Annotated in this window: 24 protein-coding genes; 14 read left to right on the top strand and 10 right to left on the bottom strand. The window is 57.4% G+C overall.

Annotation, left to right across the window (positions count from 1 at the left end):
- Positions 1–21: 21 nt before the first annotated feature.
- From ACFCXQ_RS10165 to ACFCXQ_RS10135, 7 genes are all read right to left on the bottom strand, one after another.
- On the bottom strand, positions 22–783 hold the full coding sequence (locus ACFCXQ_RS10165; protein WP_379550245.1) for an ABC transporter permease: 762 nt from the start codon (positions 781–783) through the stop codon (positions 22–24).
- Positions 780–1,727, bottom strand: coding sequence for an ABC transporter ATP-binding protein (locus tag ACFCXQ_RS10160; RefSeq protein ID WP_379550244.1), 948 nt, complete (start codon positions 1,725–1,727; stop codon positions 780–782). Before ACFCXQ_RS10160 ends, ACFCXQ_RS10165 begins: the two co-directional genes overlap by 4 nt.
- Before the next feature lie 9 nt (positions 1,728–1,736).
- Positions 1,737–2,771, bottom strand: a complete 1,035-nt coding sequence (queA, locus tag ACFCXQ_RS10155) for a tRNA preQ1(34) S-adenosylmethionine ribosyltransferase-isomerase QueA (protein ID WP_379550242.1) — start codon at positions 2,769–2,771, stop codon at positions 1,737–1,739.
- A gap of 41 nt (positions 2,772–2,812) precedes the next feature.
- Positions 2,813–3,502: a peptidylprolyl isomerase gene (locus ACFCXQ_RS10150; protein ID WP_379550240.1), complete on the bottom strand. Its 690-nt coding sequence runs from the start codon at positions 3,500–3,502 to the stop codon at positions 2,813–2,815.
- A 109-nt stretch (positions 3,503–3,611) separates the two neighbouring features.
- Positions 3,612–4,136 carry a pantetheine-phosphate adenylyltransferase gene (gene coaD, locus ACFCXQ_RS10145; protein ID WP_379550239.1) on the bottom strand — a complete coding sequence of 175 codons (525 nt, stop codon included), beginning with the start codon at positions 4,134–4,136 and terminating at the stop codon, positions 3,612–3,614.
- On the bottom strand, positions 4,136–5,044 hold the full coding sequence (locus ACFCXQ_RS10140; RefSeq protein WP_379550237.1) for a polyprenyl synthetase family protein: 909 nt from the start codon (positions 5,042–5,044) through the stop codon (positions 4,136–4,138). The genes coaD and ACFCXQ_RS10140 overlap by 1 nt, the downstream gene beginning before the upstream one ends.
- Positions 5,045–5,049: 5 nt before the next feature.
- A complete protein-coding gene (locus ACFCXQ_RS10135) occupies positions 5,050–5,316 on the bottom strand; it encodes an exodeoxyribonuclease VII small subunit (protein WP_379550235.1) in 267 nt (88 codons plus the stop codon).
- A 117-nt stretch (positions 5,317–5,433) separates the two neighbouring features.
- Between ACFCXQ_RS10135 and ACFCXQ_RS10130 the strand changes: the two genes are divergently transcribed.
- The 4 genes from ACFCXQ_RS10130 to ACFCXQ_RS10115 all read left to right on the top strand — a co-directional run bounded on the left by ACFCXQ_RS10130 (position 5,434) and on the right by ACFCXQ_RS10115 (position 9,241).
- Positions 5,434–6,093 (top strand): hypothetical protein, encoded by a 660-nt coding sequence (locus tag ACFCXQ_RS10130; protein ID WP_379550233.1) that lies wholly within the window; start codon positions 5,434–5,436, stop codon positions 6,091–6,093.
- A 31-nt stretch (positions 6,094–6,124) separates the two neighbouring features.
- On the top strand, positions 6,125–8,407 hold the full coding sequence (gene purL / locus ACFCXQ_RS10125; RefSeq protein WP_379550232.1) for a phosphoribosylformylglycinamidine synthase subunit PurL: 2,283 nt from the start codon (positions 6,125–6,127) through the stop codon (positions 8,405–8,407).
- Positions 8,408–8,493: 86 nt separating this feature from the next.
- Positions 8,494–8,826, top strand: coding sequence for a DUF6122 family protein (locus ACFCXQ_RS10120; RefSeq protein WP_379554626.1), 333 nt, complete (start codon positions 8,494–8,496; stop codon positions 8,824–8,826).
- A gap of 7 nt (positions 8,827–8,833) precedes the next feature.
- On the top strand, positions 8,834–9,241 hold the full coding sequence (locus tag ACFCXQ_RS10115) for a DUF3052 family protein (protein ID WP_379550230.1): 408 nt from the start codon (positions 8,834–8,836) through the stop codon (positions 9,239–9,241).
- Between the two features lie 4 nt (positions 9,242–9,245).
- Here ACFCXQ_RS10115 and ACFCXQ_RS10110 read toward each other — a convergent pair whose 3' ends face one another.
- Positions 9,246–9,893 (bottom strand): hypothetical protein, encoded by a 648-nt coding sequence (locus tag ACFCXQ_RS10110; RefSeq protein WP_379550228.1) that lies wholly within the window; start codon positions 9,891–9,893, stop codon positions 9,246–9,248.
- A gap of 59 nt (positions 9,894–9,952) precedes the next feature.
- On the opposite strand from ACFCXQ_RS10110, the gene ACFCXQ_RS10105 reads away from it, so the two are divergent.
- Both ACFCXQ_RS10105 and ACFCXQ_RS10100 read left to right on the top strand, forming a co-directional pair.
- Positions 9,953–10,138: a hypothetical protein gene (locus ACFCXQ_RS10105; RefSeq protein ID WP_379550226.1), complete on the top strand. Its 186-nt coding sequence runs from the start codon at positions 9,953–9,955 to the stop codon at positions 10,136–10,138.
- Between the two features lie 12 nt (positions 10,139–10,150).
- Complete coding sequence (locus ACFCXQ_RS10100) at positions 10,151–10,411, top strand: MarR family winged helix-turn-helix transcriptional regulator (protein WP_379550224.1); 261 nt, start codon at positions 10,151–10,153, stop codon at positions 10,409–10,411.
- A 4-nt stretch (positions 10,412–10,415) separates the two neighbouring features.
- On the opposite strand, the gene ACFCXQ_RS10095 is transcribed toward ACFCXQ_RS10100, so the two are convergent.
- Entirely contained in the window at positions 10,416–11,201 is a 786-nt protein-coding gene (locus ACFCXQ_RS10095; RefSeq protein ID WP_379550222.1) for a Coq4 family protein, read from the bottom strand.
- Positions 11,202–11,326: 125 nt separating this feature from the next.
- Between ACFCXQ_RS10095 and ACFCXQ_RS10090 the strand changes: the two genes are divergently transcribed.
- On the top strand, positions 11,327–12,013 hold the full coding sequence (locus ACFCXQ_RS10090) for a nitroreductase family protein (RefSeq protein ID WP_379550220.1): 687 nt from the start codon (positions 11,327–11,329) through the stop codon (positions 12,011–12,013).
- 25 nt (positions 12,014–12,038) lie between these two features.
- Entirely contained in the window at positions 12,039–12,614 is a 576-nt protein-coding gene (locus ACFCXQ_RS10085) for a ferric reductase-like transmembrane domain-containing protein (RefSeq protein ID WP_379550218.1), read from the top strand.
- Positions 12,615–12,633: 19 nt separating this feature from the next.
- On the opposite strand, the gene serB is transcribed toward ACFCXQ_RS10085, so the two are convergent.
- The gene (gene serB / locus ACFCXQ_RS10080; protein WP_379550216.1) at positions 12,634–13,524 is read right to left on the bottom strand and encodes a phosphoserine phosphatase SerB; all 891 of its coding nucleotides are present in this window, start codon (positions 13,522–13,524) and stop codon (positions 12,634–12,636) included.
- Here serB and miaA point away from each other — a divergent pair.
- The 6 genes from miaA to ACFCXQ_RS10050 all read left to right on the top strand — a co-directional run bounded on the left by miaA (position 13,517) and on the right by ACFCXQ_RS10050 (position 19,757).
- The gene (miaA, locus tag ACFCXQ_RS10075; protein ID WP_379550215.1) at positions 13,517–14,494 is read left to right on the top strand and encodes a tRNA (adenosine(37)-N6)-dimethylallyltransferase MiaA; all 978 of its coding nucleotides are present in this window, start codon (positions 13,517–13,519) and stop codon (positions 14,492–14,494) included. The two genes, serB and miaA, sit on opposite strands and share 8 nt — an antisense overlap.
- A gap of 94 nt (positions 14,495–14,588) precedes the next feature.
- Positions 14,589–16,334, top strand: coding sequence for a biosynthetic-type acetolactate synthase large subunit (gene ilvB, locus ACFCXQ_RS10070; RefSeq protein ID WP_379550213.1), 1,746 nt, complete (start codon positions 14,589–14,591; stop codon positions 16,332–16,334).
- A 28-nt stretch (positions 16,335–16,362) separates the two neighbouring features.
- A complete protein-coding gene (gene ilvN / locus ACFCXQ_RS10065; RefSeq protein WP_379550211.1) occupies positions 16,363–16,878 on the top strand; it encodes an acetolactate synthase small subunit in 516 nt (171 codons plus the stop codon).
- Between the two features lie 46 nt (positions 16,879–16,924).
- A complete protein-coding gene (ilvC, locus tag ACFCXQ_RS10060; protein ID WP_379550209.1) occupies positions 16,925–17,959 on the top strand; it encodes a ketol-acid reductoisomerase in 1,035 nt (344 codons plus the stop codon).
- 47 nt (positions 17,960–18,006) lie between these two features.
- Positions 18,007–18,609 carry a DUF4329 domain-containing protein gene (locus ACFCXQ_RS10055; protein WP_379550208.1) on the top strand — a complete coding sequence of 201 codons (603 nt, stop codon included), beginning with the start codon at positions 18,007–18,009 and terminating at the stop codon, positions 18,607–18,609.
- Positions 18,609–19,757, top strand: coding sequence for an alpha-hydroxy acid oxidase (locus tag ACFCXQ_RS10050; RefSeq protein ID WP_379550206.1), 1,149 nt, complete (start codon positions 18,609–18,611; stop codon positions 19,755–19,757). Before ACFCXQ_RS10055 ends, ACFCXQ_RS10050 begins: the two co-directional genes overlap by 1 nt.
- The last annotated feature ends 6 nt before the right edge of the window (positions 19,758–19,763 follow it).

Raw genomic sequence — 19,763 nt, 5'->3', positions numbered from 1 at the left:
AGCGGGTCACGGCGCGCAATACTACTCCCTAAGCCGCCAGCCCGTTTTGAAGATGTATGCGATGATCGCCACGCACAGCGCCAAGAACCCAAGCGTCAGACCGAGTGATATGCGAATATCTACGTCTGAGGTGCCGTAAAAGGTCCAGCGCAGGCCGCTCACCAAGAACGCTATCGGATTGAGCAAGGCGATAGTGTTCCACGGCTCTGGAAGGTCATTGATGGAATAGAATGTGCCGCCCAGAAATGTCAGCGGGGTCAGGATCAATACAGGGATAATCCCAAGCTTTTCGAAGCTGTCCGCCCACACACCAAGGATAAAGCCGAATAACGAGAAACTGGCTGCAACCAGCATGATATAGAGCACCGCCAGCACCGGATAAGCGATGGTGTAATCCACGAACAGCCGCGCAGTGACGAGGATGATGGCGGCGAGGATCAGGCTCTTGGTCGCCGCCGCACCGACAAATCCGATAAGCGTTTCGGCCACACCTACGGGCGCGGACAGCAGCTCATAAATCGTGCCGGTAAAGCGCGGCATATAGATACCGAAACTCGAGTTGCTGGTGGTCTCACCCAGCAAGGTCAGCATGAGCAGGCCGGGGATGATGAAAGCGCCATAGGTCACTCCATCAACCGGCTCCATCCGCGCGCCGATCACCGTGCCGAAGACCACGAAATAGAGCGAGGTGGTCAGCACTGGCGCCAGCAAAGACTGAAACGCAGTACGCAGGAAACGCCACAGCTCGCGGGTATAAATCGACCAGGTAGAGCGCCAGTTCATGCAGCCTCCCCTTCTTGCTCTCCGACAAGTTGGACGAAGATATCCTCAAGGCTGCTCTCGTGCTGATCTATGCCGGTGTAATCAACCCCCGCCGAGATAAGCGCTTTGGTCAATTCTGCGACCTCGGCTTTGCCTTTGCCAGCGCCATCTCCGCCGCGATAAACTAGGCCTAATCCGCCCTCCTCCAGCTCAATTGGGAAAGGCGTAAGCGCGTGCGGGATAGCGGCAAGCGGCTGTGACAAAGTAATATGCGCCTCTGTCCGCCCAAGCCGCGCCATCATCGCTGCCTTATCGTCCACCATAAGGATCTTTCCGCCGCGAATGATGCCCACGCGGTCCGCCATCTCCTCGGCTTCTTCGATGTAGTGCGTCGTCAGGATGATGGTGACACCGCGCGTCTGCATCTCTCCGATCAGCCCCCACATGTCTTTACGCAGTTCGACATCAACGCCGGCTGTTGGTTCATCGAGGAACAGCAAATCGGGCTCATGGGCCAGCGCCTTGGCTATCAGCACGCGGCGCTTCATCCCGCCGGACAGCTCCATAATCTTGCTATCGCGCTTGTCCCAGAGCGATAGCGAGCGCAGAATTTCTTCGATCCGCGCAGCATCAGGCGAAAGCCCAAACAGACCGCGTGAATAGGCGACCGAGCGGATTACCGGCTCGAACATATCGGTGCTCAGCTCTTGCGGGACGAGGCCGATCCGAGCGCGCGCCTTGCGCCAATCGGTCGCCATATCGTGTCCGAATGCGCGGATAGTACCGCCGCTGGTTCGCACCAGCCCGCATACTGCGCCAATAAGGGTTGTCTTGCCCGCACCATTCGGCCCAAGCAGGGCAAAAATCTCGCCGCGTTTTATGATGAGATCAACGTCATCGAGCGCTTTTACGCCGCCAGAATAGACTTTGCTGAGGCCGCTAAGCTCGAGAATGGGTTCGCTCATATGCTCCGACTACGGCAGCAACAGCGAGGAGTCACCATAAGAGTAAAACCGATATTCCTGCGCAATCGCATGTGCATAGGCCGCCTGCATCCGCTCGCGGCCCATGAGAGCGCTGACCAGCATGAACAGCGTGGATTTGGGCAGGTGAAAATTGGTCATCAGGCCATCGATCGCACGGAATGTGTAACCAGGCGTGATGAAAATGTCGGTATCGGCAGCGAAGGGATGGATCACGCCGTCTTCATCAGCCGCGCTTTCCAATGTACGCAGGCTAGTGGTGCCGACCGCGATGATCCGCCCTCCCGCAGCCCGCGCGGCGTTTAGCCGCTCGGCCACATCGGCGGTGATGCGCCCCCATTCAGAGTGCATCTGATGATCCTCAGTATCATCCGCCTTAACCGGCAGGAACGTCCCCGCCCCGACATGCAGCGTGATGATCTCGCGTTTGACGCCTGCCTCATCGAGAGCCGCGACAAGTTCATCAGTAAAATGCAGCGAGGCGGTAGGGGCCGCGACCGCACCATCCTCGCTGGCAAACATGGTTTGATAATCCTCGCGGTCCTGCTCATCCGTGGCGCGCTTGCCCGCTATATACGGCGGCAAAGGCATGGTTCCCGCACGGTCCAGCAGCCCTTCAACTGGTTCCTCGCCCTCAAAGGCTAAGATCAGGCTGCCATCCTGGAGACGTTCTTCGACCAAAGCAGTGACACCGCCGCCAAAAACGACCTGATCGCCCATGCGCAGCCGCTTGGCATTGCGCACGAACGCCTGCCAGCGGCGCAGGTCGATCCGCTTGTGCAGAGTCGCACCGATCTTAGCTTCACCACCCGCTTTGCGCCCCTCAAGCTGAGCCGGAATGACGCGCGTGTCGTTGAAAACCAGCACATCGCCGCGTCGCAGGATCTGCGGCAAGTCGCGTACACCCCGATCTTCTAATGGCGCGGCACCTTGAACCAGCAGCATACGCGCTGCATCTCGCGGGCGCACCGGACGCAGCGCAATCCGTTCTTGCGGCAGCTCAAAATCGAAGAGATCTACTTTCATGCGCGGCCGCCTACCAGAAGGCAGCGCACTATGGGAGAGGTTTAGCTCTCGAGCGGTGCGTTGAGATCGTCTACTGTAATTGTTTCCTCAGGCACTGGCTGCACCGAAGTCACCTGAGCCTTGTTATCGCTCGCTAAAGAGGCCTGCAAAACGCGGGTGGGGTTCGTCGGCGGTTCGCCCCGAGTGATTGCGTCAACCGCGGCGATGTTATAGATCACCCGGCCAAAATTGGTGTAGCGTTTATCGAGGCTAAACCGCGGATAGAAGACGATGAAGAACTGGCTGTTCGCGCTATTTTCATCGGCTGCACGCGCCATCGATACCGTGCCGCGCAAATGCGGTTGAGGGTTAAACTCTTCCTCTAGATCAGGGAGTTCAGACCCGCCCGTGCCCGTGCCTGTTGGATCGCCAGTTTGCGCCATGAAACCGTCAATCACGCGGTGAAAAATCACCCCATCATAAAAGCCCTGACGGGTCAGCGTTTTGACGCGCTCGACATGCGCCGGTGCCCATTCTGGCATCAGCCTGATCGCCACGCGCTCGCCGTTAGAGAGGTCGAGCAGAAGGACATTTTCCGGCTCTTCCTCAGCATTGAAATTGACGGGAGTGTATACCTGACGCGTATCCTCAACCTCAGCCGCGGATGCCGCTTCCGCATCCTGCGCCTGCGCGGAGATGGGAAACATTGTCAGTGCGGTGACCAATGCCACCAAGCGTGAAGTCTTAAGCATCAAGATTCCATTTAATAATGAAGATCGGGCGTTGTTGTGGGCGATTTAGCCCGCAGTGGCTGTCACTTCAATGAATAGCTTTGAGGTGTCCACCGTGCTCTGCGCGTGGTCAATAGTCCCCGAGCTGACCCTTTTCCGCCACGCGGGCGACCACATCTTTGCGCACAGTATCGCTTACAAAGGGCGTAATATCCCCGCCGAACAGAGCAATCTCTTTCACGAGCTTGGAGGCAATCGGTTGAAGTGACACATCTGCCATCAGGAAAACCGTTTCGATATCAGGATCAAGCTGCTGGTTCATACCGGCCATCTGGTACTCATACTCAAAGTCAGCCACCGCGCGCAGGCCGCGCACCAGCACGCTAGCCTTTTGTTTGCGCGCAAACTTCACCAGCAATGCGTTAAAGCCAACCACATCGACGTTGTTGAGGCCCAGCCCCGCTACCTCACGTTCAACCATGGCGAGACGTTCTTCGGTTGAGAACATCGGATTTTTCGATGGATTGGTCGTTACCCCGATAATAAGCCGGTCGACGAGCTTGCTGCCGCGGCGGATGATATCCGCATGGCCCAGCGTTATGGGATCAAATGTGCCGGGGTAAATGCCGACACGCTCGGGCTTGGAACCGCTCATTATCTGTCTCTCTCAACGATGAAGCGCGCCAGCTCGTTTAGCAATTGCGCATCCTTCCCATAGCTTGCCAAATGCCCAGCCGCTTGCTCGACCAACATGCGAGCCTGAGCGCGGGCCTTATCAACGCCCATGAGTGTCACAAAGGTCGCCTTGCCCTGCTCCTCGTCCTTGCGCAGCGCCTTGCCAGCCTTTGCCTCATCGCCCTCTACATCGAGCAGATCATCGGCGATCTGAAAGGCAAGACCAATGTCGCGGGCATAAGCGCGCAAATGCGCCCTTCCCTCAGGCGGTACTTTGCCAAGGATCGCTCCCATCTCGACACTGGCTGCGAGTAACGCGCCCGTTTTGAGCTGCTGGAGCCTGGTTACCGCATGCAGATCATAGTGCTCATCATCAGCGGCCATATCCATCACTTGACCCGCCGCCATCCCCTCATGACCGCTCGCTTTGGCCAAAGTCGAGATCAGCTCTGAGCGAACGAATGGGTCAGGGCTGGTGGCAGAACGCGATAGAATATCGAACGCCAGAGCATGGAGGGAGTCGCCCGCCAAAACCGCTGTCGCTTCATCGAAAGCCTTGTGCACCGTCGGCTTGCCATGGCGCAGCTCATCATCATCCATGCAGGGCAGATCATCATGGATCAGCGAATAGGCATGGATTGCCTCTACCGCGCAGGCCGCATTGATCGCTGCGCTGCGATCAACACCGTGCAGTTTCGCGACCGAAACGAGCAAGAGCGGGCGAACGCGCTTGCCCCCACCAATCACCGCATAGCGCATCGCGTCGATCAGGCGCTTGCGGCTGTCAGTCGGAACAGTCAGAAACGCATCGAACGCGCTATCCACCTCCTCCTGCACCTGCGCAAAGGCGGGTGCGAGCAGTGCATTTGATACGGCTTCGGCGCTCACTGGGCTCAGCTCTCCGTCTCAAACGGAGCGGTGCCGGTGGGTTTCCCCTCACCGTCTGCGACTATCTTCTCAATTCTAGCCTGGGCTGCATCGAGCCGAGACTGGCAATGCGCGCGCAGCTTCTCGCCTTGCTCGTAAAGGTCAATGCTCTCATCCAGCGGAACTTCGCCGCTTTCCAGCCGGCGCACCACGCTTTCGAGCGCGCGCAAAGCGTCTTCAAAATTCATCTCGGCGATGTTTGATGCCTCGCTGCGTTGTTGTCCCTCGTCCATGCTTAGAAGCATTGACCGTGCCGCGTCTCGCGGTCAAGACGGCTCGCACAAAGACACCCAAATTCGCTCAGGCTTACACTGGTGAAACCGCAATGAATCAAATGGAGAGTTAGCTGCATGTTTATCGGCCACTTCGCGCCAGCCTTTGCCGCAGCTGCCGTCAGCCCCAAAGCGCCCAAGCTGGGCGCGCTCTTTATCGCTGCGCAATTGGTCGACTGGGCGTTCTTCGCCTTTGCTGCTGTGGGCATAGAAAAGATGCGGATTGACCCCAATGCCACCGTGATGGTCCCGCTCGACCTCTACCACATGCCATATACACACAGCCTGTTGGGGACTGCGGTTTGGGCGGTGGGCTTCGCGGTGTTTATGTGGTTCAGATATCGTGAGCTAGCCGCAGGCGTGCTGGCAGGCCTGGTCGTTGCCTCGCATTGGGTGCTCGATTATCTAACGCACCGGCCGGATCTGACGATTGCAGGTAGCGAGCCGTTTCTTGGCCTCGGCCTGTGGAATTATCCCTTTATTGCTATGCCGCTGGAGCTGGGGATCACCATCGGCGCATTCATTTGGTATGTGCGCCGCACGCGCGGACCAGTTTTGCCGCCATATATATTGCTGGGCGTCTTACTGATCTTCCAAGCGGTCAATTGGTTTGGCCCTGTGCCGCAGCAAGTCAGCCTTGGCCTTTACTTCCAAGCTCTCCTTGCATTCGGCATTGCAACCGCATTCGCCTTTTGGGTGGGGAATAACCGCAAGCATAGGCGCGAGCGGGACTGGTGAAGCGGCCCCGCGCTCGCTACACGCGCGAGTTATGAGCAGCACTGATTCCGCACCCGCATCTGAGATCACGCCCGAAGTCGTCACACAGCACGGCTTCTCACCTGAAGAATATGAGCAAGTTCTCAAGTCTTTGGGCCGCGAACCCAATATGGTTGAGCTTGGCATCTTCTCGGTCATGTGGTCGGAGCATTGCAGCTATAAATCATCGCGCCTGCATCTAAAGAAGCTGCCCACAGAGGCGCCTTGGGTGATTTGCGGGCCTGGCGAAAATGCGGGTGTGATCGACATTGGCCCCGGTCCGGACGGGAAACCGCAAGCGGCGATCTTCAAGATGGAGAGCCACAACCACCCATCCTATATCGAGCCGTACCAAGGCGCGGCAACAGGTGTCGGCGGCATATTGCGCGACGTGTTTACGATGGGCGCGCGGCCCGTGGCGAATGCCAATGCGCTGCGCTTTGGCCGGCCCGATCATCCCAAGATGCAGCATCTGGTCAAAGGCGTGGTTGCAGGTATCGGCGGATATGGGAATTGCGTGGGCGTGCCGACCGTATGCGGTGAGACCAATTTCCACCCGGCCTATGACGGCAATATTCTGGTCAATGCGATGACCGTTGGCGTCGCGGATGCGGACAAAATATTTTATTCCGCCGCGACCGGCGTGGGCAACCCCATCGTCTATGTCGGGTCAAAAACCGGGCGCGACGGCATTCACGGCGCGACCATGGCCAGCGCGGATTTTGAAGAAGATGCGGACGCGAAACGCCCTACCGTTCAAGTGGGCGACCCCTTTACAGAAAAGCTGCTGATCGAGGCATGTCTGGAGCTGATGGCGACCGACGCCATCGTCGCGATTCAGGATATGGGCGCGGCGGGCCTTACCTCCTCCAGCGTGGAAATGGCGACCAATGGCAAGGCGGGCATCCGGCTCAATATGGATATGGTGCCCTGCCGCGAAGAGGGCATGACGCCGTATGAAATGATGCTCTCTGAGAGTCAGGAGCGGATGCTTATGGTGCTGAAGCCCGGCAAAGAAGCGATGGCGCAGGCGATCTTCGAGAAGTGGGAGCTGGATTTCGCAGTCATTGGCGAAGTCACCGATACGCAGCATATGGTGCTGGAATTCGATGGCGAAGTGGTGTGCGACATTCCATTGGGACCACTCGCTGCCGATGCGCCGGAATATGACCGGCCATATCTATCGAAAGAGGAATACAAGGCGTGGGCGCAGGTCAAACCGCTAGAAGATGTGCCCGAGAGCACCGATATCGGCGCGGACCTGCTCAAGCTAATGGCATCACCCAATCTCGCCAGCCGTCGCTGGATTTCCGAACAATATGATAGTCAGGTGGGCGCGGACACGCTGCAGACTGGCGGCGATGCAGGCGTTGTGCGCGTGCATGGCACCAACAAAGCGCTGGCGATTACCACTGATTGCACGCCGCGCTATGTCTATGCCGACCCGTACGAAGGCGGGAAGCAAGCGATTGCCGAAGCCTATCGGAATCTTTGCGCGGTTGGCGCGCGCCCGCTGGCGGTGACCAATTGCTTAAACTTCGCGAACCCTCAGCGGCCCGAAATCATGAGCCAGTTTGTCCACGCTCTGGAGGGAATGGGCGATGCGTGCCGCGCGCTCGACTTCCCCATCGTGAGCGGGAATGTGTCGCTGTATAATGAGAGCAAAGCGACCGGCGGTGGCAGCGCAATCCTCCCCACCCCCGCAATTGGCGGCGTTGGCATTATCGATGATTATTCGAAGATGATGACGATGGGTTCAGAAGGAAATCAGAACATATGGGTTCTGGGCGGCTATGGAACCGATCTCGGGCAATCCCTCTATGCAAGAGAGATTTTCGGCAAAGAAGCTGGAAGCCCGCCATCCATCGATTTGGCCAAAGAAAGAGCAACTGGCGAAACAATAAGACATGCAATCAGCCAGGGATGGCTCTCAGCGGTCCACGACTGCTCGGACGGCGGCGTTCTTGTCGCTCTTGCCGAAATGGCGCTCACATCAAATCTTGGCGCCCAGCTAAATTATTGTGGCGCTTTCACGGACCAAAAACCCTTGCCAACCATGCTATTTGGCGAAGATCAAGGGCGATACTTGGTGGCGCTGCCAGAAGAGAACGAAGAGCTCTTGAAGGAATATGTTTCATCGCAAGGTCTCCAAATGACTTGGTGCGGTTATCTCTATGAGGACGATGATACCTTCCAGGTCGGCGACGGGCCGGGTGCAGTGAATTTTGTTGATATCACACTCGCCGACCTTCGCGAGGCGCATCAGAGTTTCTTCCGCGACTGGATGGAGGCTTAAGAGATTCCGCTCGTGCTAAGCCTGTCGAAGCACGCTTGGCATTTACAAAGTCCGTTCATCCTTCGACAAGCTCAGGACGAACGGTTGTGGTGATCGACCTCCTCCAACCCATTCTGCACTACTCCGGGCATTGGCTTGCCCCATTCTTTATAGCTGCAATCATCTGGCGCGAACGCTGGAAAGTCGCCGGGCTCGTCATCGCAAGCGCTAATCTGATCGACCTTGACCATCTGCTGGCGGACCCAATTTTCGACCCAAATCGCTGCTCCATCGGGTTCCACCTCCTGCATGGCTGGGAAGCGGCCCTCGCCTATATCCTCATGCTGGCAATACCACGCTGGTGGACCCGCGCCTTCGCCATTGGCGCTTTGTGGCACCTCGCCGTCGACTATGGTGACTGCCACATGATGGCGCTATGATGACGCGATGACCGCAGGATATTCCGGAACGCCACTCGCTAAGAAGCTCAACCTGCGCGATGGCCAGACCTGCTGGTTCGACGGCATGCCAGAAAATATCATCGACGAGATCGATGAATATGCTCTTGAATTGCGCTTTGTCGCCACGCCTAGAGAAGGTCTCAACGCCGCGCATATCTTTGTCACCGAAGAACGCGATCTCACGACCAAGCTAACTGAGCTGCGACCGCTCCTCGCCAAAGACGGACAAGTCTGGGTCAGTTGGCCCAAGAAAGGCTCAGGCCATGAAACCTCGCTTGATCAGGCCGCCGTTCAGCGCATCGGCCTCGCCGCTGGCTTCGTCGACACGAAGAAATGCGCTGTCGACGAAGTGTGGTCCGGCCTAAAGTTCGTCATCCCGAAAGCGGATAGGTAGAGCGCTATCCACCCGGAACTGGCTCTAACCCCTGCTCACGCCAGCCGCTGAACTGAGTCTCTGCCTTAGTCGCCATCCGGCCGATGGCGCCCTCCATAAACGGTTTCATATCGTTATCGAGAAATCCCTGAACGAACGGGCGCTTGATGATACCGTTAGGGCGCAGGCGATACGTCCATGTAAACTCGGAACGCCCGTCTTCGAGAACACGCCAATCCTGTTGCCCTTGCGCGTAAGTGATGTGCGCGCTCGCGCTGCTGGTCAGGCCCCAAACTTGATAGCGAAAGTGAACGGGCAAGCGGTTCTCCAACACTCGTTCATATGTGTAGTGCCCATCGCTGAAACGCAGCCAACGGACTGAGCCAGTTTCGGGCCACGTGCCGGAGACGACTTTGACCTCTACCGGTTTTTTGATGGCATCGGTTTCTTCCATCGCAGCGACCAACTCGTTGGAACGGCCAATCCATTGTTGAAGCGGCACGAGAGGCGCATCAATCACCTGAGTCGTAACAAACTCGGCATGCCACCCCTCTTCGAGTGGCGGCGCTTCGGTGAGCGCAGGCGGGCCGATCGGCGGCGTGGGGTTGCCAGCACAGGCGGCAATCGACAAAGACAGAAGAATGATGAGAGCGGGTGCAGATTTTGTAGTCATGGGGGATCTCCAAAAGTATATGTACGAATCACGTATATACATATATACGAGCTTCGTAAATGACTAACCTCACAGCTGATCCCATTGATCCAAAAGATGCTGAGCGACTCCTCGCCAGTATTGGGGCGTTGTTGGATCGGCTTTTGCTGCAAGAACCCAGCGAAGGGGGGCGTCCGTTCCGGTACAATCCGCTCGACTACGCGGTGCTCAGATTGATTGAAAAGACTGATGGCTGCAGTGGTTAAGACATCGCGCGATTGCTCGGAATTGCTCGAACATCAGTACAATCTGCACTGGAGCGTATTGATAAAGCGGGGCTGCTCGAAAAACGCCCAGATCCCGCTGGCGGCCGCATAAAGACATTGCACCTGACCGATAAAGGCGCCGAGATGCGGGCCAAAATCCATGCGCACGACATTGTGAATATGCAAGCGCTGCTCTCGCCACTGTCCGCTGAGGAACGCGAGTTGATGCTGCCGCTGCTAGAGCGCGTTGTGAGCGCCCTGTCCGAATCTTAATTGGCTACGCAGCCTGCGGAGCGAGCAAATCGCAGCAGCCGTGCCCCTCAGCCTCGAGAATTGCTAGACACTCGCGGTAGATCACCGGCTCGCCGATATTCAGCCTCGCGCGCGCCTCATCAATGTCTTCGCGCATCACCGCTTCAACATCCATATGTGCCAGTTTGTCAGCTGCGCGGCCAAGCTCGCGGCCTTCCTTCACAGCAGCATAGAGCGGGGCTTTGGTGCCAATCGCTTTCTTGATTTCCCGCGCGCCGGCATAGGCAATGAACAAAACACCCGGATTATGATTTTGCTCATAGCTAAAGCCGAGCAGCGCCTGCTCACCCAGCGCGTCCCGGCCATAACTGGTCAGCACATGAAAAAGATCATGCGTGTCGCGCAGCCGCTCAAAATACCACTCGGTGAGGTCCGGCAAGCGCTTTTCTGGCGGCATCCAGCGATGCGATTCCGCCACTAGGCCCGCAGCAGACAGCCCTTCGCGCTTCATGAAACGGATATAGTGCTGCGCAACCGAATTGGGTCCGCAATCAGCCCAGCGGTCGTGATCGTCAAGGATGGTGGGAATATCGACGTCCTCGCGCAGTAGCCGTTGCCCTAGCTCGCTCCCCATGAAGTCCCAGCCTTGCTGATGGCTCTTTCGGCTCTTTGTCGCCTCGATAATGTGGAACACCTGTGCGGTGTCTTCCTTGTCAGCGACGAGCTTGCGGAAATGACCCCACGTCTTGAGGGGACGAAAACCGACTGTCTTGCGTTCAGGGTGCACAAGTGGAAGATCAATAAGGGCCATCGGTCATACTCCTTTTAAAACGCAACTTACACAGATGTTAGTAGCGTGTCCAGATGACCAGTTCGCTAAGAACCATTCCCCAAAAAACCATTCCCATCCCCCCAATGCACAGTTAGATGCAGGACATGCGTGACCACGAAACCATTCCCTACACCCTCGAAGCTATTCCGGATGCGGACGCCATTGCGCGCGCACAGGCCTTGCGCGATCGGCTGAAAGAGCGCCGCACTTGCCGATACTTCTCCGATGAACCCGTCCCGCGCGAAGTCATCGAGGCGGCGATCGAGGCTGCGGGTACCGCACCCAATGGTGCCAATCACCAGCCGTGGCATTTCTCGGTGGTCTCTTCGCCGGAGAAGAAGCGCGCAATCCGCGAAGCCGCCGAGGCGGAGGAGAAGCGTTTCTACGGTGAGGATGGCGACAAAGCCAAGGCGAGCGAGGAATGGCTCGATGCTCTAGCCGATCTTGGCACGGACGCGGACAAGCCGTTTCTGGAAACCGCGCCCTATCTGATTGTTGTCTTTGCGCAGCGCAAAGGCGGAATCGAAGAAGATGGCAAAACGCAGAATTACTACGTGAATGAAAGCGTCGGAATCGCCTGCGGCATGCTGATCGCAACGCTGCATGAAGCGGGTTGCTCCACGCTGACTCACACGCCCTCACCCATGGGTTTCCTGCGCAATATCTGTGAACGCCCAGAGTGGGAAAAACCGCTCATGGTTGTCGTTGTCGGCAAGCCCACCGAGGATGCGACCGTACCCGTCCATGCGCTAAAAAAGAAGCCCCTCAGTCAGATTTCAAGCTGGCTCTAGAGCTGACAACTGAGGGGATCAGACAATGCATCGTTGGCCAATGTGGCTCGGATTGCTCTTGGGGCTCGCGGCCACAGCGGTCGGCTTCTCCTTTTTTGAAACCTTAGAAGACCAATGGTCCGCCGCAACACGCTATACCGCTCGGGTCGGTTTCCCTTTGTTGATCCTGGCTTACGTCGCGCGCCCGCTAAACGATCTGCTGCAAAGCGATTGGACAAGAAAGCTACTCAAGCAACGCAAATGGCTCGGTCTTGGGTTTGCGATGAGCCACACGGTCCATCTCTTGGCCATTGTCATGCTATATCGCACGCTAGGCCTGGTCCCTGACGCCATTACGCTCATTGGTGGTGGCGGCGCCTACCTCACCATGTACGCGATGGCGTTCACTTCGAACCGCACGGCAATAAAGGCGCTTGGCGAGCGCTGGAGGTACTTACACTGGGTCGGCATCCATTATCTTTGGGTAGTCTTCTTCCAAAGCTATTTTGGCCGTATCTTCGAACAGGGCTACCAGGCCGAAGGCATCATTTTCAGCGTGATCGCGATTGCCGCCGCCGGAGTTCGGTTTGTCGCTTGGCGCGGGAAACGCAAGACCGCTTAAAATTAAAGCCGACTTTAGGTCATGCTTCAACCCAATCGCTTTGTGAGATATCCAGCAGAGTTAGAATTGCGGTAAGGTCAGGTGTATCCACTCGGCCATTTGCGGCGGCGCGCGCCGCTGGCTTAGCGCGGTAAGCAAAGCCGTAATGCGCGGCCTCAATCATCGGAATATCGTTCGCGCCGTCTCCGGTTGCGAGAGATATCGCGCCGTTCCCCGCTTTGGTCATTTCCTCGCGCAACACGCGCGCTTTTGTGTCCGCATCGGTAATGGCGCCAGCAAGCTCACCAGTCAGCGCGCCATCGGCGACCTCAAGCACATTGCCGACCACGCGTTCAAAGCCCAGCTGCTCAGCCACCGCATCGGCAAAATGGTGGAAGCCGCCGGTGACCAAAACGGTCCTGCAATCATGATCGCGCAAGGTCGCGACCAAAGTCGCCGCACCGTGCGTTGGTGAAATGCGCTCATCAAGGCATTGCTGGATAGCGTTTTCAGACAGGCCCTTGAGCAGCCCCACGCGCTCGCGCAACGCCTCCTCGAAATCCAGCTCCCCGTGCATCGCCAGCTCAGTGATATGCGCGATCTTGTCTTTGAGGCCCGCGTAATCCGCCAGTTCGTCAATGCACTCCTGCCCGATCATGGTGGAATCCATATCCGAAACGAACACATCAGGCAGTTCAAAGCCGCAATCGCTGATCAAGGCTGCCTCAGGTTTCAGCACTTCATCCAGCACGCGGGTCAGCAAAGTCGGATCATTTTCCGCGCCCCAATGCAGCTCGTGCAAGCGTTCATCCAACTGCTCGATCTCGAACGCGGCGTCTGCCTCAATCAGCCACTCCGGCGCGTTTGCGAGCTGCGCATCAAGACCCATATCACTTTGGTCACTGTCTGCTATCAGACGGGCAATGAGCACTGAGACTTCTCCAGAAACTTCGGGCTGCGGGACCACCCCTAAACCGCCAGTGGCGCTCATCGCAGGACCGACCGCGAGCGGCAAGAGCGATTGTGCGGTGCGGTTGGCGCAGGCGATAGAGACGCGTGGGAAGCGTGCAGTCATCATCAATGCCGACAGCCAGCAGGTCTATGCCGATTTGCGCATACTCTCGGCGCGGCCCAGCGAAGACGAAATGGCCGGGATTGAGCACCGCCTGTTCGGCACGTGGGATGGCGCGCAGGCATGCTCGACGGCGGATTGGTCGGGGGCTGCCAAGCGCGAGATCGCAGAGTGCCACGAGGATGGCGCGGTGCCGATATTGGTCGGCGGAACAGGGCTGTACTTTAGAACATTGCTCGATGGTATTGCGCCAGTCCCGGAAATTGACCCAGACATTCGCGCTGAAGTTCGCAGGCTCTACACTGGTGAAGTGCGCGAATATCTGGAGCAAGAAGATCCTGAGGCCGCCGCTCGTTTGAATAAGCACGACACACAGCGAATGGCACGAGCGCTGGAGGTTGTGAGATCCACAGGCAAGACACTTTCAGAATGGCAAAAGCGCAAGACCGGCGGGATCAAAAATGACATCGACCTGCATCCGCTGATTATCCTGCCCGATCGCGAGTGGCTCTATACAAGGTGTGACCAGCGGTTTGAGTGGATGCTTGAGAATGGCGCCGTGCAAGAAGTAGATGCCCTGCTTAAACGGAAACTTGATCCCACTTTGCCGGTGATGCGTGCTATCGGCGTGCCAGAAATAAAGGCCTGTATAGAAGGAGGCTCCACCAAGGACATTACAAGCGCAGAGGGCCAGACAGCAACGCGGCAATATGCCAAACGGCAATATACGTGGTTCCGCAATCAACCTCCCGCTACATGGCCTCGCATGGAAGATATAAATTTCGATATTGAGGGCATATTTGTATCATTATTACGTAAATTAGATTGACAAAGCACATTTATAATCGCATTGAGAGCCTAGTCGGTTCGATGCGCGATTCCCTGCATCGAACCGATTTGTTGTTTCAAGAAGGACTAAAAACGTGACGAGCCAACGCAGCGGCGCACAGATATTGATGGATAGCCTTGCCCGCCAGAACGTCGAATTCGTCTTCGGCTACCCCGGCGGTGCCGTGCTGCCCATTTACGATGAACTGTTTGAAAACAAACAGGTACGTCATATCCTTGTCCGGCACGAAGCAGGTGCAGCGCATGCCGCAGAAGGCTATGCCCGTTCGACCGGCAAGCCCGGCGTGGTCCTTGTCACATCGGGCCCCGGCGCGACGAATGCGGTCACCGGCATTGCTGATGCTTATATGGACTCGATCCCGATGGTTGTCATCACGGGGCAGGTCCCAACGGCGCTCATCGGCACGGACGCTTTCCAGGAGGCGGATACTGTAGGCATTACGCGCCACTGCACCAAGCATAATTATCTGGTTAAAGACCCCAGCGAACTCGAAGCGACTATCGAAGAGGCGTTTCGTATCGCGACGACAGGCCGACCTGGCCCCGTGCTGATCGACATCCCTAAAGACGTACAGATTGCGATGGGCGGCGAAACAGAGTGCGCCGCAAGCCCCTCTTCAAAGCGCTACCAGCCGCGTACTGAAGGCAAGCCTGAGAAAATCGCGCAGGCCATCGCTATGATGGAAGCGTCGGAACGCCCGATCCTCTATACCGGCGGCGGTGTTATCAATTCCGGCCCGCGCGCAGCGGAACTGCTCGGCAAGCTCCAACGCACGCTTGATGCACCGCTCACCAGCACGCTGATGGGGCTCGGCGCATTTCCGCATACGCACCCCGATTGGCTGGGCATGCTCGGCATGCACGGCACGTATGAAGCCAATATGGCGATGAACAAGGCGGATCTCATTATCGCAGTTGGCTCGCGCTTTGATGACCGGGTTACCGGGCGTCTCGATGCCTTCGCGCCGCATTCCAAGAAGATCCACATCGATATTGACCGCGCGAGCATCAACAAGACGGTACCGGTGGATTGCGGCATTGTCGGCGATTGTGCGACCGTGATGGAGCAATTGCTGGACGCATGGGGCGACAAGAAAGCGCGCGACACGAGCGAATGGAAAGCGCGAATTATGGGCTGGAAGGCACGCGATTGCCTCGCCTATCCTGAGAAGTCCGATATGCTGATGCCGCAAAAGGCGGTGGAACGGCTGTTCGCGCTCACACAAGATCGCGACCCGATAATCACCACCGAAGTTGGTCAGCACCAGATGTGGGCCGCGCAATATTTCGGATTTGCCAAACCGAACAAATGGCTCACCAGCGGCGGGCTTGGCACGATGGGTTATGGCCTGCCCGCGGCCATTGGTGCGCAGCTGGGCAATCCAAACGACCTTGTGATTGATATTGCCGGTGAAGCCAGCATTCAGATGAATATTCAGGAGCTTGGCACCGCGACGCAATATCGCCTGCCAGTCAAGATATTCATCCTCAACAATGAATATATGGGCATGGTTCGTCAGTGGCAGGAGCTGACTTATGAGAGCCGCTATTCCAACTCATACTCCGACAGCCTGCCCGATTTCGTGAGGCTCGCGGAAAGCTATGGCTGGAAGGGCATTCGTATTCAAGACGAAGCGGGCCTTGATGCAGGCATTGAAGCGATGCTCGCGCATGATGGCCCAGTCATCGTCGATTGCCTCGTGTCGAAAGATGCTAATTGCTTCCCTATGATCCCATCAGGGGCTGCACACACTGAAATGCTGCTCTATGGCGACCAGGTGGACGGCACGATGGATGATGAAGCGAAGGCGCTTGTTTAAGCCGCCACCCAAGGGACACTGACACACCATGAAAATCGCTGAACAAGCTGCTGAGCGCCATGTGCTCAACGTCGTCGTTGATAACGAGCCAGGTATTCTCGCGAAGATCACCGGCATGTTCACCGCGCGCGGCTACAATATCGACAGCCTGACCGTGGCCGATATCTCCGATGACCACGCGATCAGCCGGATCACCATCGTCACAAGCGGTCCGCCCGAGGTGATTGACCAGATCGAGGCGCAGCTAGAGCGGCTAGTGCCGGTGCATACCGTCACGGACCTCACCACCGCTGGCCCGCATGTCGAGCGCGAGCTGGCGCTCGTCAAAGTCGCAGGCAAAGGCGATGCGCGGGTCGAGGCCTTGCGCATTGCCGAGCTCTTCCGCGCCAATGTGGTCGACACGACCACCTCCAGCTTTGTGTTTGAGCTGACCGGTGCGCCGGACAAAATTGACAGCTTTCTTGCCCTTATGCGCGAGCTCGGTCTCGTCGAAGTAGGGCGCTCAGGAATTGTAGGAATGATGCGCGGCGCTGACAATGTCTAATTGGACAAAATCTAAGCGTCACGCGACCAAAACTTAAGGACAGAAAATGCAAGTATATTACGACAAGGATTGCGACCAGGACCTGATCAAAGGCAAGAAAGTCGCGGTTGTAGGCTATGGCAGCCAAGGCCACGCCCATGCGCAGAACCTGCGCGATAGCGGGGTTAAAGATATCGCGATTGCCCTGCGCGAAGGCTCGGCCACTCGCAAAAAGGCCGAAGAGGCTGGCTTTACCGTCAAAAGCAATTCCGAAGCGGCGGAATGGGCCGACGTCATCATGGTGCTCGCGCCGGATGAACATCAGGCGGCGATCTATGCCAACGATATTGCGGGCAAAATGAAGCCGGGCAGCGCGCTCGCCTTTGCCCACGGCCTCAACATTCACTTCGGCCTGATCGAAGCACCGAAAGATATCGACGTCATTATGATCGCCCCCAAAGGCCCCGGTCACACGGTGCGCAGCGAATATCAACGCGGCGGCGGCGTCCCCTGCCTGATCGCGGTCGATCAGGAATGCGAGCAAAGCGCAGGCAATGGCTTCGCCAAGGCGCTCGCACTGTCTTATGCCAGCGCTGTGGGTGGTGGACGTTCCGGCATCATCGAAACCAATTTCAAGGAAGAGTGCGAAACCGACCTCTTCGGCGAGCAAGCTGTCCTGTGCGGCGGGATCACGCACCTGATTCAGGCTGGCTTCGAAACACTCACCGAAGCAGGATACGCGCCCGAAATGGCCTATTTCGAGTGTCTGCACGAAACCAAGCTGATCGTCGATCTGCTCTATGAAGGCGGCATTGCCAATATGCGCTATTCAATCAGCAACACGGCCGAATATGGCGACATCAAAACCGGTCCGCGCGTCATCACCGACGAAACCAAGGCCGAGATGAAGCGCGTATTGGCCGACATTCAATCGGGCCGCTTCGTAAAGGACTTCGTGCTCGATAATCAGGCCGGTCAGCCAGAGCTGAAGGCAAGCCGCAAGGCCGCCGAAGCCCATCCGATTGAGAAAACTGGAGCTGAGCTGCGCGCAATGATGCCATGGATCGGCGCGAACAAGCTGGTCGATAAATCAAAGAACTAGGCCGAAGATTCTAGGCTCTTTCATATTCTGGTACTATCGGAGGCATCATGCTGCGTGATGTCTCCACCAATCAGCTTCTCTACGGCCTATGCGCAATCGCGGCGTTGGTGGCGGTGGTCCGCGTGTTTATGAATGTGAAGGGGCCGGAGGATTTCGAGATCACCGTTTCCGCCGAGCAAGTGCAGGGTTTCGCCCGGGCGCAGCTGAGCGAGTTACAAGCGCAATCCTTTGCGCAGGACATGGAGTTCTGCGGAATTATCTTCGAAGATAGCGAAGGGCGACTTGGCACCACGCCAATAGTCTCCGGTGAGCAAGCCAGCTGCGATATCGCCTATTTCGATGAGCCCGGCATGGCCCCTGTTGCCAGCTATCACACGCATGGCGGATATAGTGACGAATATGACAGCGAAGTCCCTTCCATGCAGGATTTTGATAGCGATGTTGCAACCGGCCTTGACGGCTTTATTGCAACGCCCGGCGGACGTTTCTGGCGGATAGATGCGACTGAGGAAGTCGCGATCCAATTGTGCGGCGCGGGATGTTTGCAGCAGGATACTCGCTACAAACCTTGCGATGCCGAGGCCCCGCGCGAGCGATATACTCGCGAAGAGCTCGTACAGCGCAGAACCAATGCCAATGGCGAGTGTTAATGCAGCTTACCGATTGCCACAATATCGATGATTTTCGCAGGCTGGCGAAGACGCGTCTGCCATGGCCGGTGTTTGATTATATTGATGGCGCGGCGGACGATGAGCTTACCAAGGCGCGCAATACCAGCGCTTATGACAGCTGTGATTTAGTGCCCGATGTGCTCGCCGGAGTTGCAGAGATCGACACGAGCTGCACAATTATGGGCCGGGAAAGCGCCCTGCCCTTACTGCTCAGCCCAACGGCCGTTCAACGCGCCTTCCATTGGCAGGGCGAAACAGCAGTCGCCAGAGCGGCGGAGAAGTTTGGCCTCTGGTTTGGCATCTCGAGCCTCGCAACGCGTAGCATTGAAGAAATCGCCGCGCTCACCAGCGGCCCCAAACTGTTCCAGCTCTATGTGCATAAGGACCAGGGGCTGAACGCGTCGATGATTGAGCGGTGCCAAGCCTCAGGCTTCGACGCTCTCGCTCTAACGGTAGACACGATTGTATCGGGCAAACGCGAGCGGTGCCTAAGGTCGGGCTTCACCACCCCGCCCCGCTTCACGCCGAGCGCGGTATGGAGCTATGCCACGCGGCCGCGCTGGACATTGGACTATCTCTTACGCGAGAAATTCCGGCTACCCAATCTCGATACGCATGTGACGGAAGGATCGAGTGAGGCGGTCAGTATTGCCGATTATTTCAACACCATGCTCGACACGTCGATGGATTGGGACACCGCCGCCAAGATCCGCGCAGATTGGGGCGGCACCTTCTGCCTCAAAGGGGTGATGAGCGCTGGCGACGCGCGCCGCGCAGTCGAAATCGGCGCCGATGCGATCATGATTTCCAACCATGGAGGGCGGCAATTGGACGGCAGCCGCGCGCCCTTCGATCAACTGCGTGAGATTGTCGATGCGGTTGGCGGAGAGATTGAGATTATCTGCGACGGCGGCGTGCGGCGCGGCACCCATGCCTTGAAGGCCATGTGCGCGGGCGCGACCGCCGCCTCAGGCGGGCGTTTATATCTCTATGCTCTCGCCGCAGCGGGGCAGGACGGCGTCGAGCGCGCCATCGGTATTTTGAAAGATGAGATCGAGCGCGGCATGCGGCTTATGGGTGTGACGTCGGTCGATCAGCTTGCCGAGGAGCGGCTTCGCTGGCGCTAAACCCCT

The organism is Qipengyuania rhodophyticola (assembly GCF_042493225.1).
Lineage (GTDB): Bacteria > Pseudomonadota > Alphaproteobacteria > Sphingomonadales > Sphingomonadaceae > Erythrobacter.
Note: the sequence above shows the minus strand (reverse complement) of the source record. Positions and strands in the feature narration are given on the sequence as shown.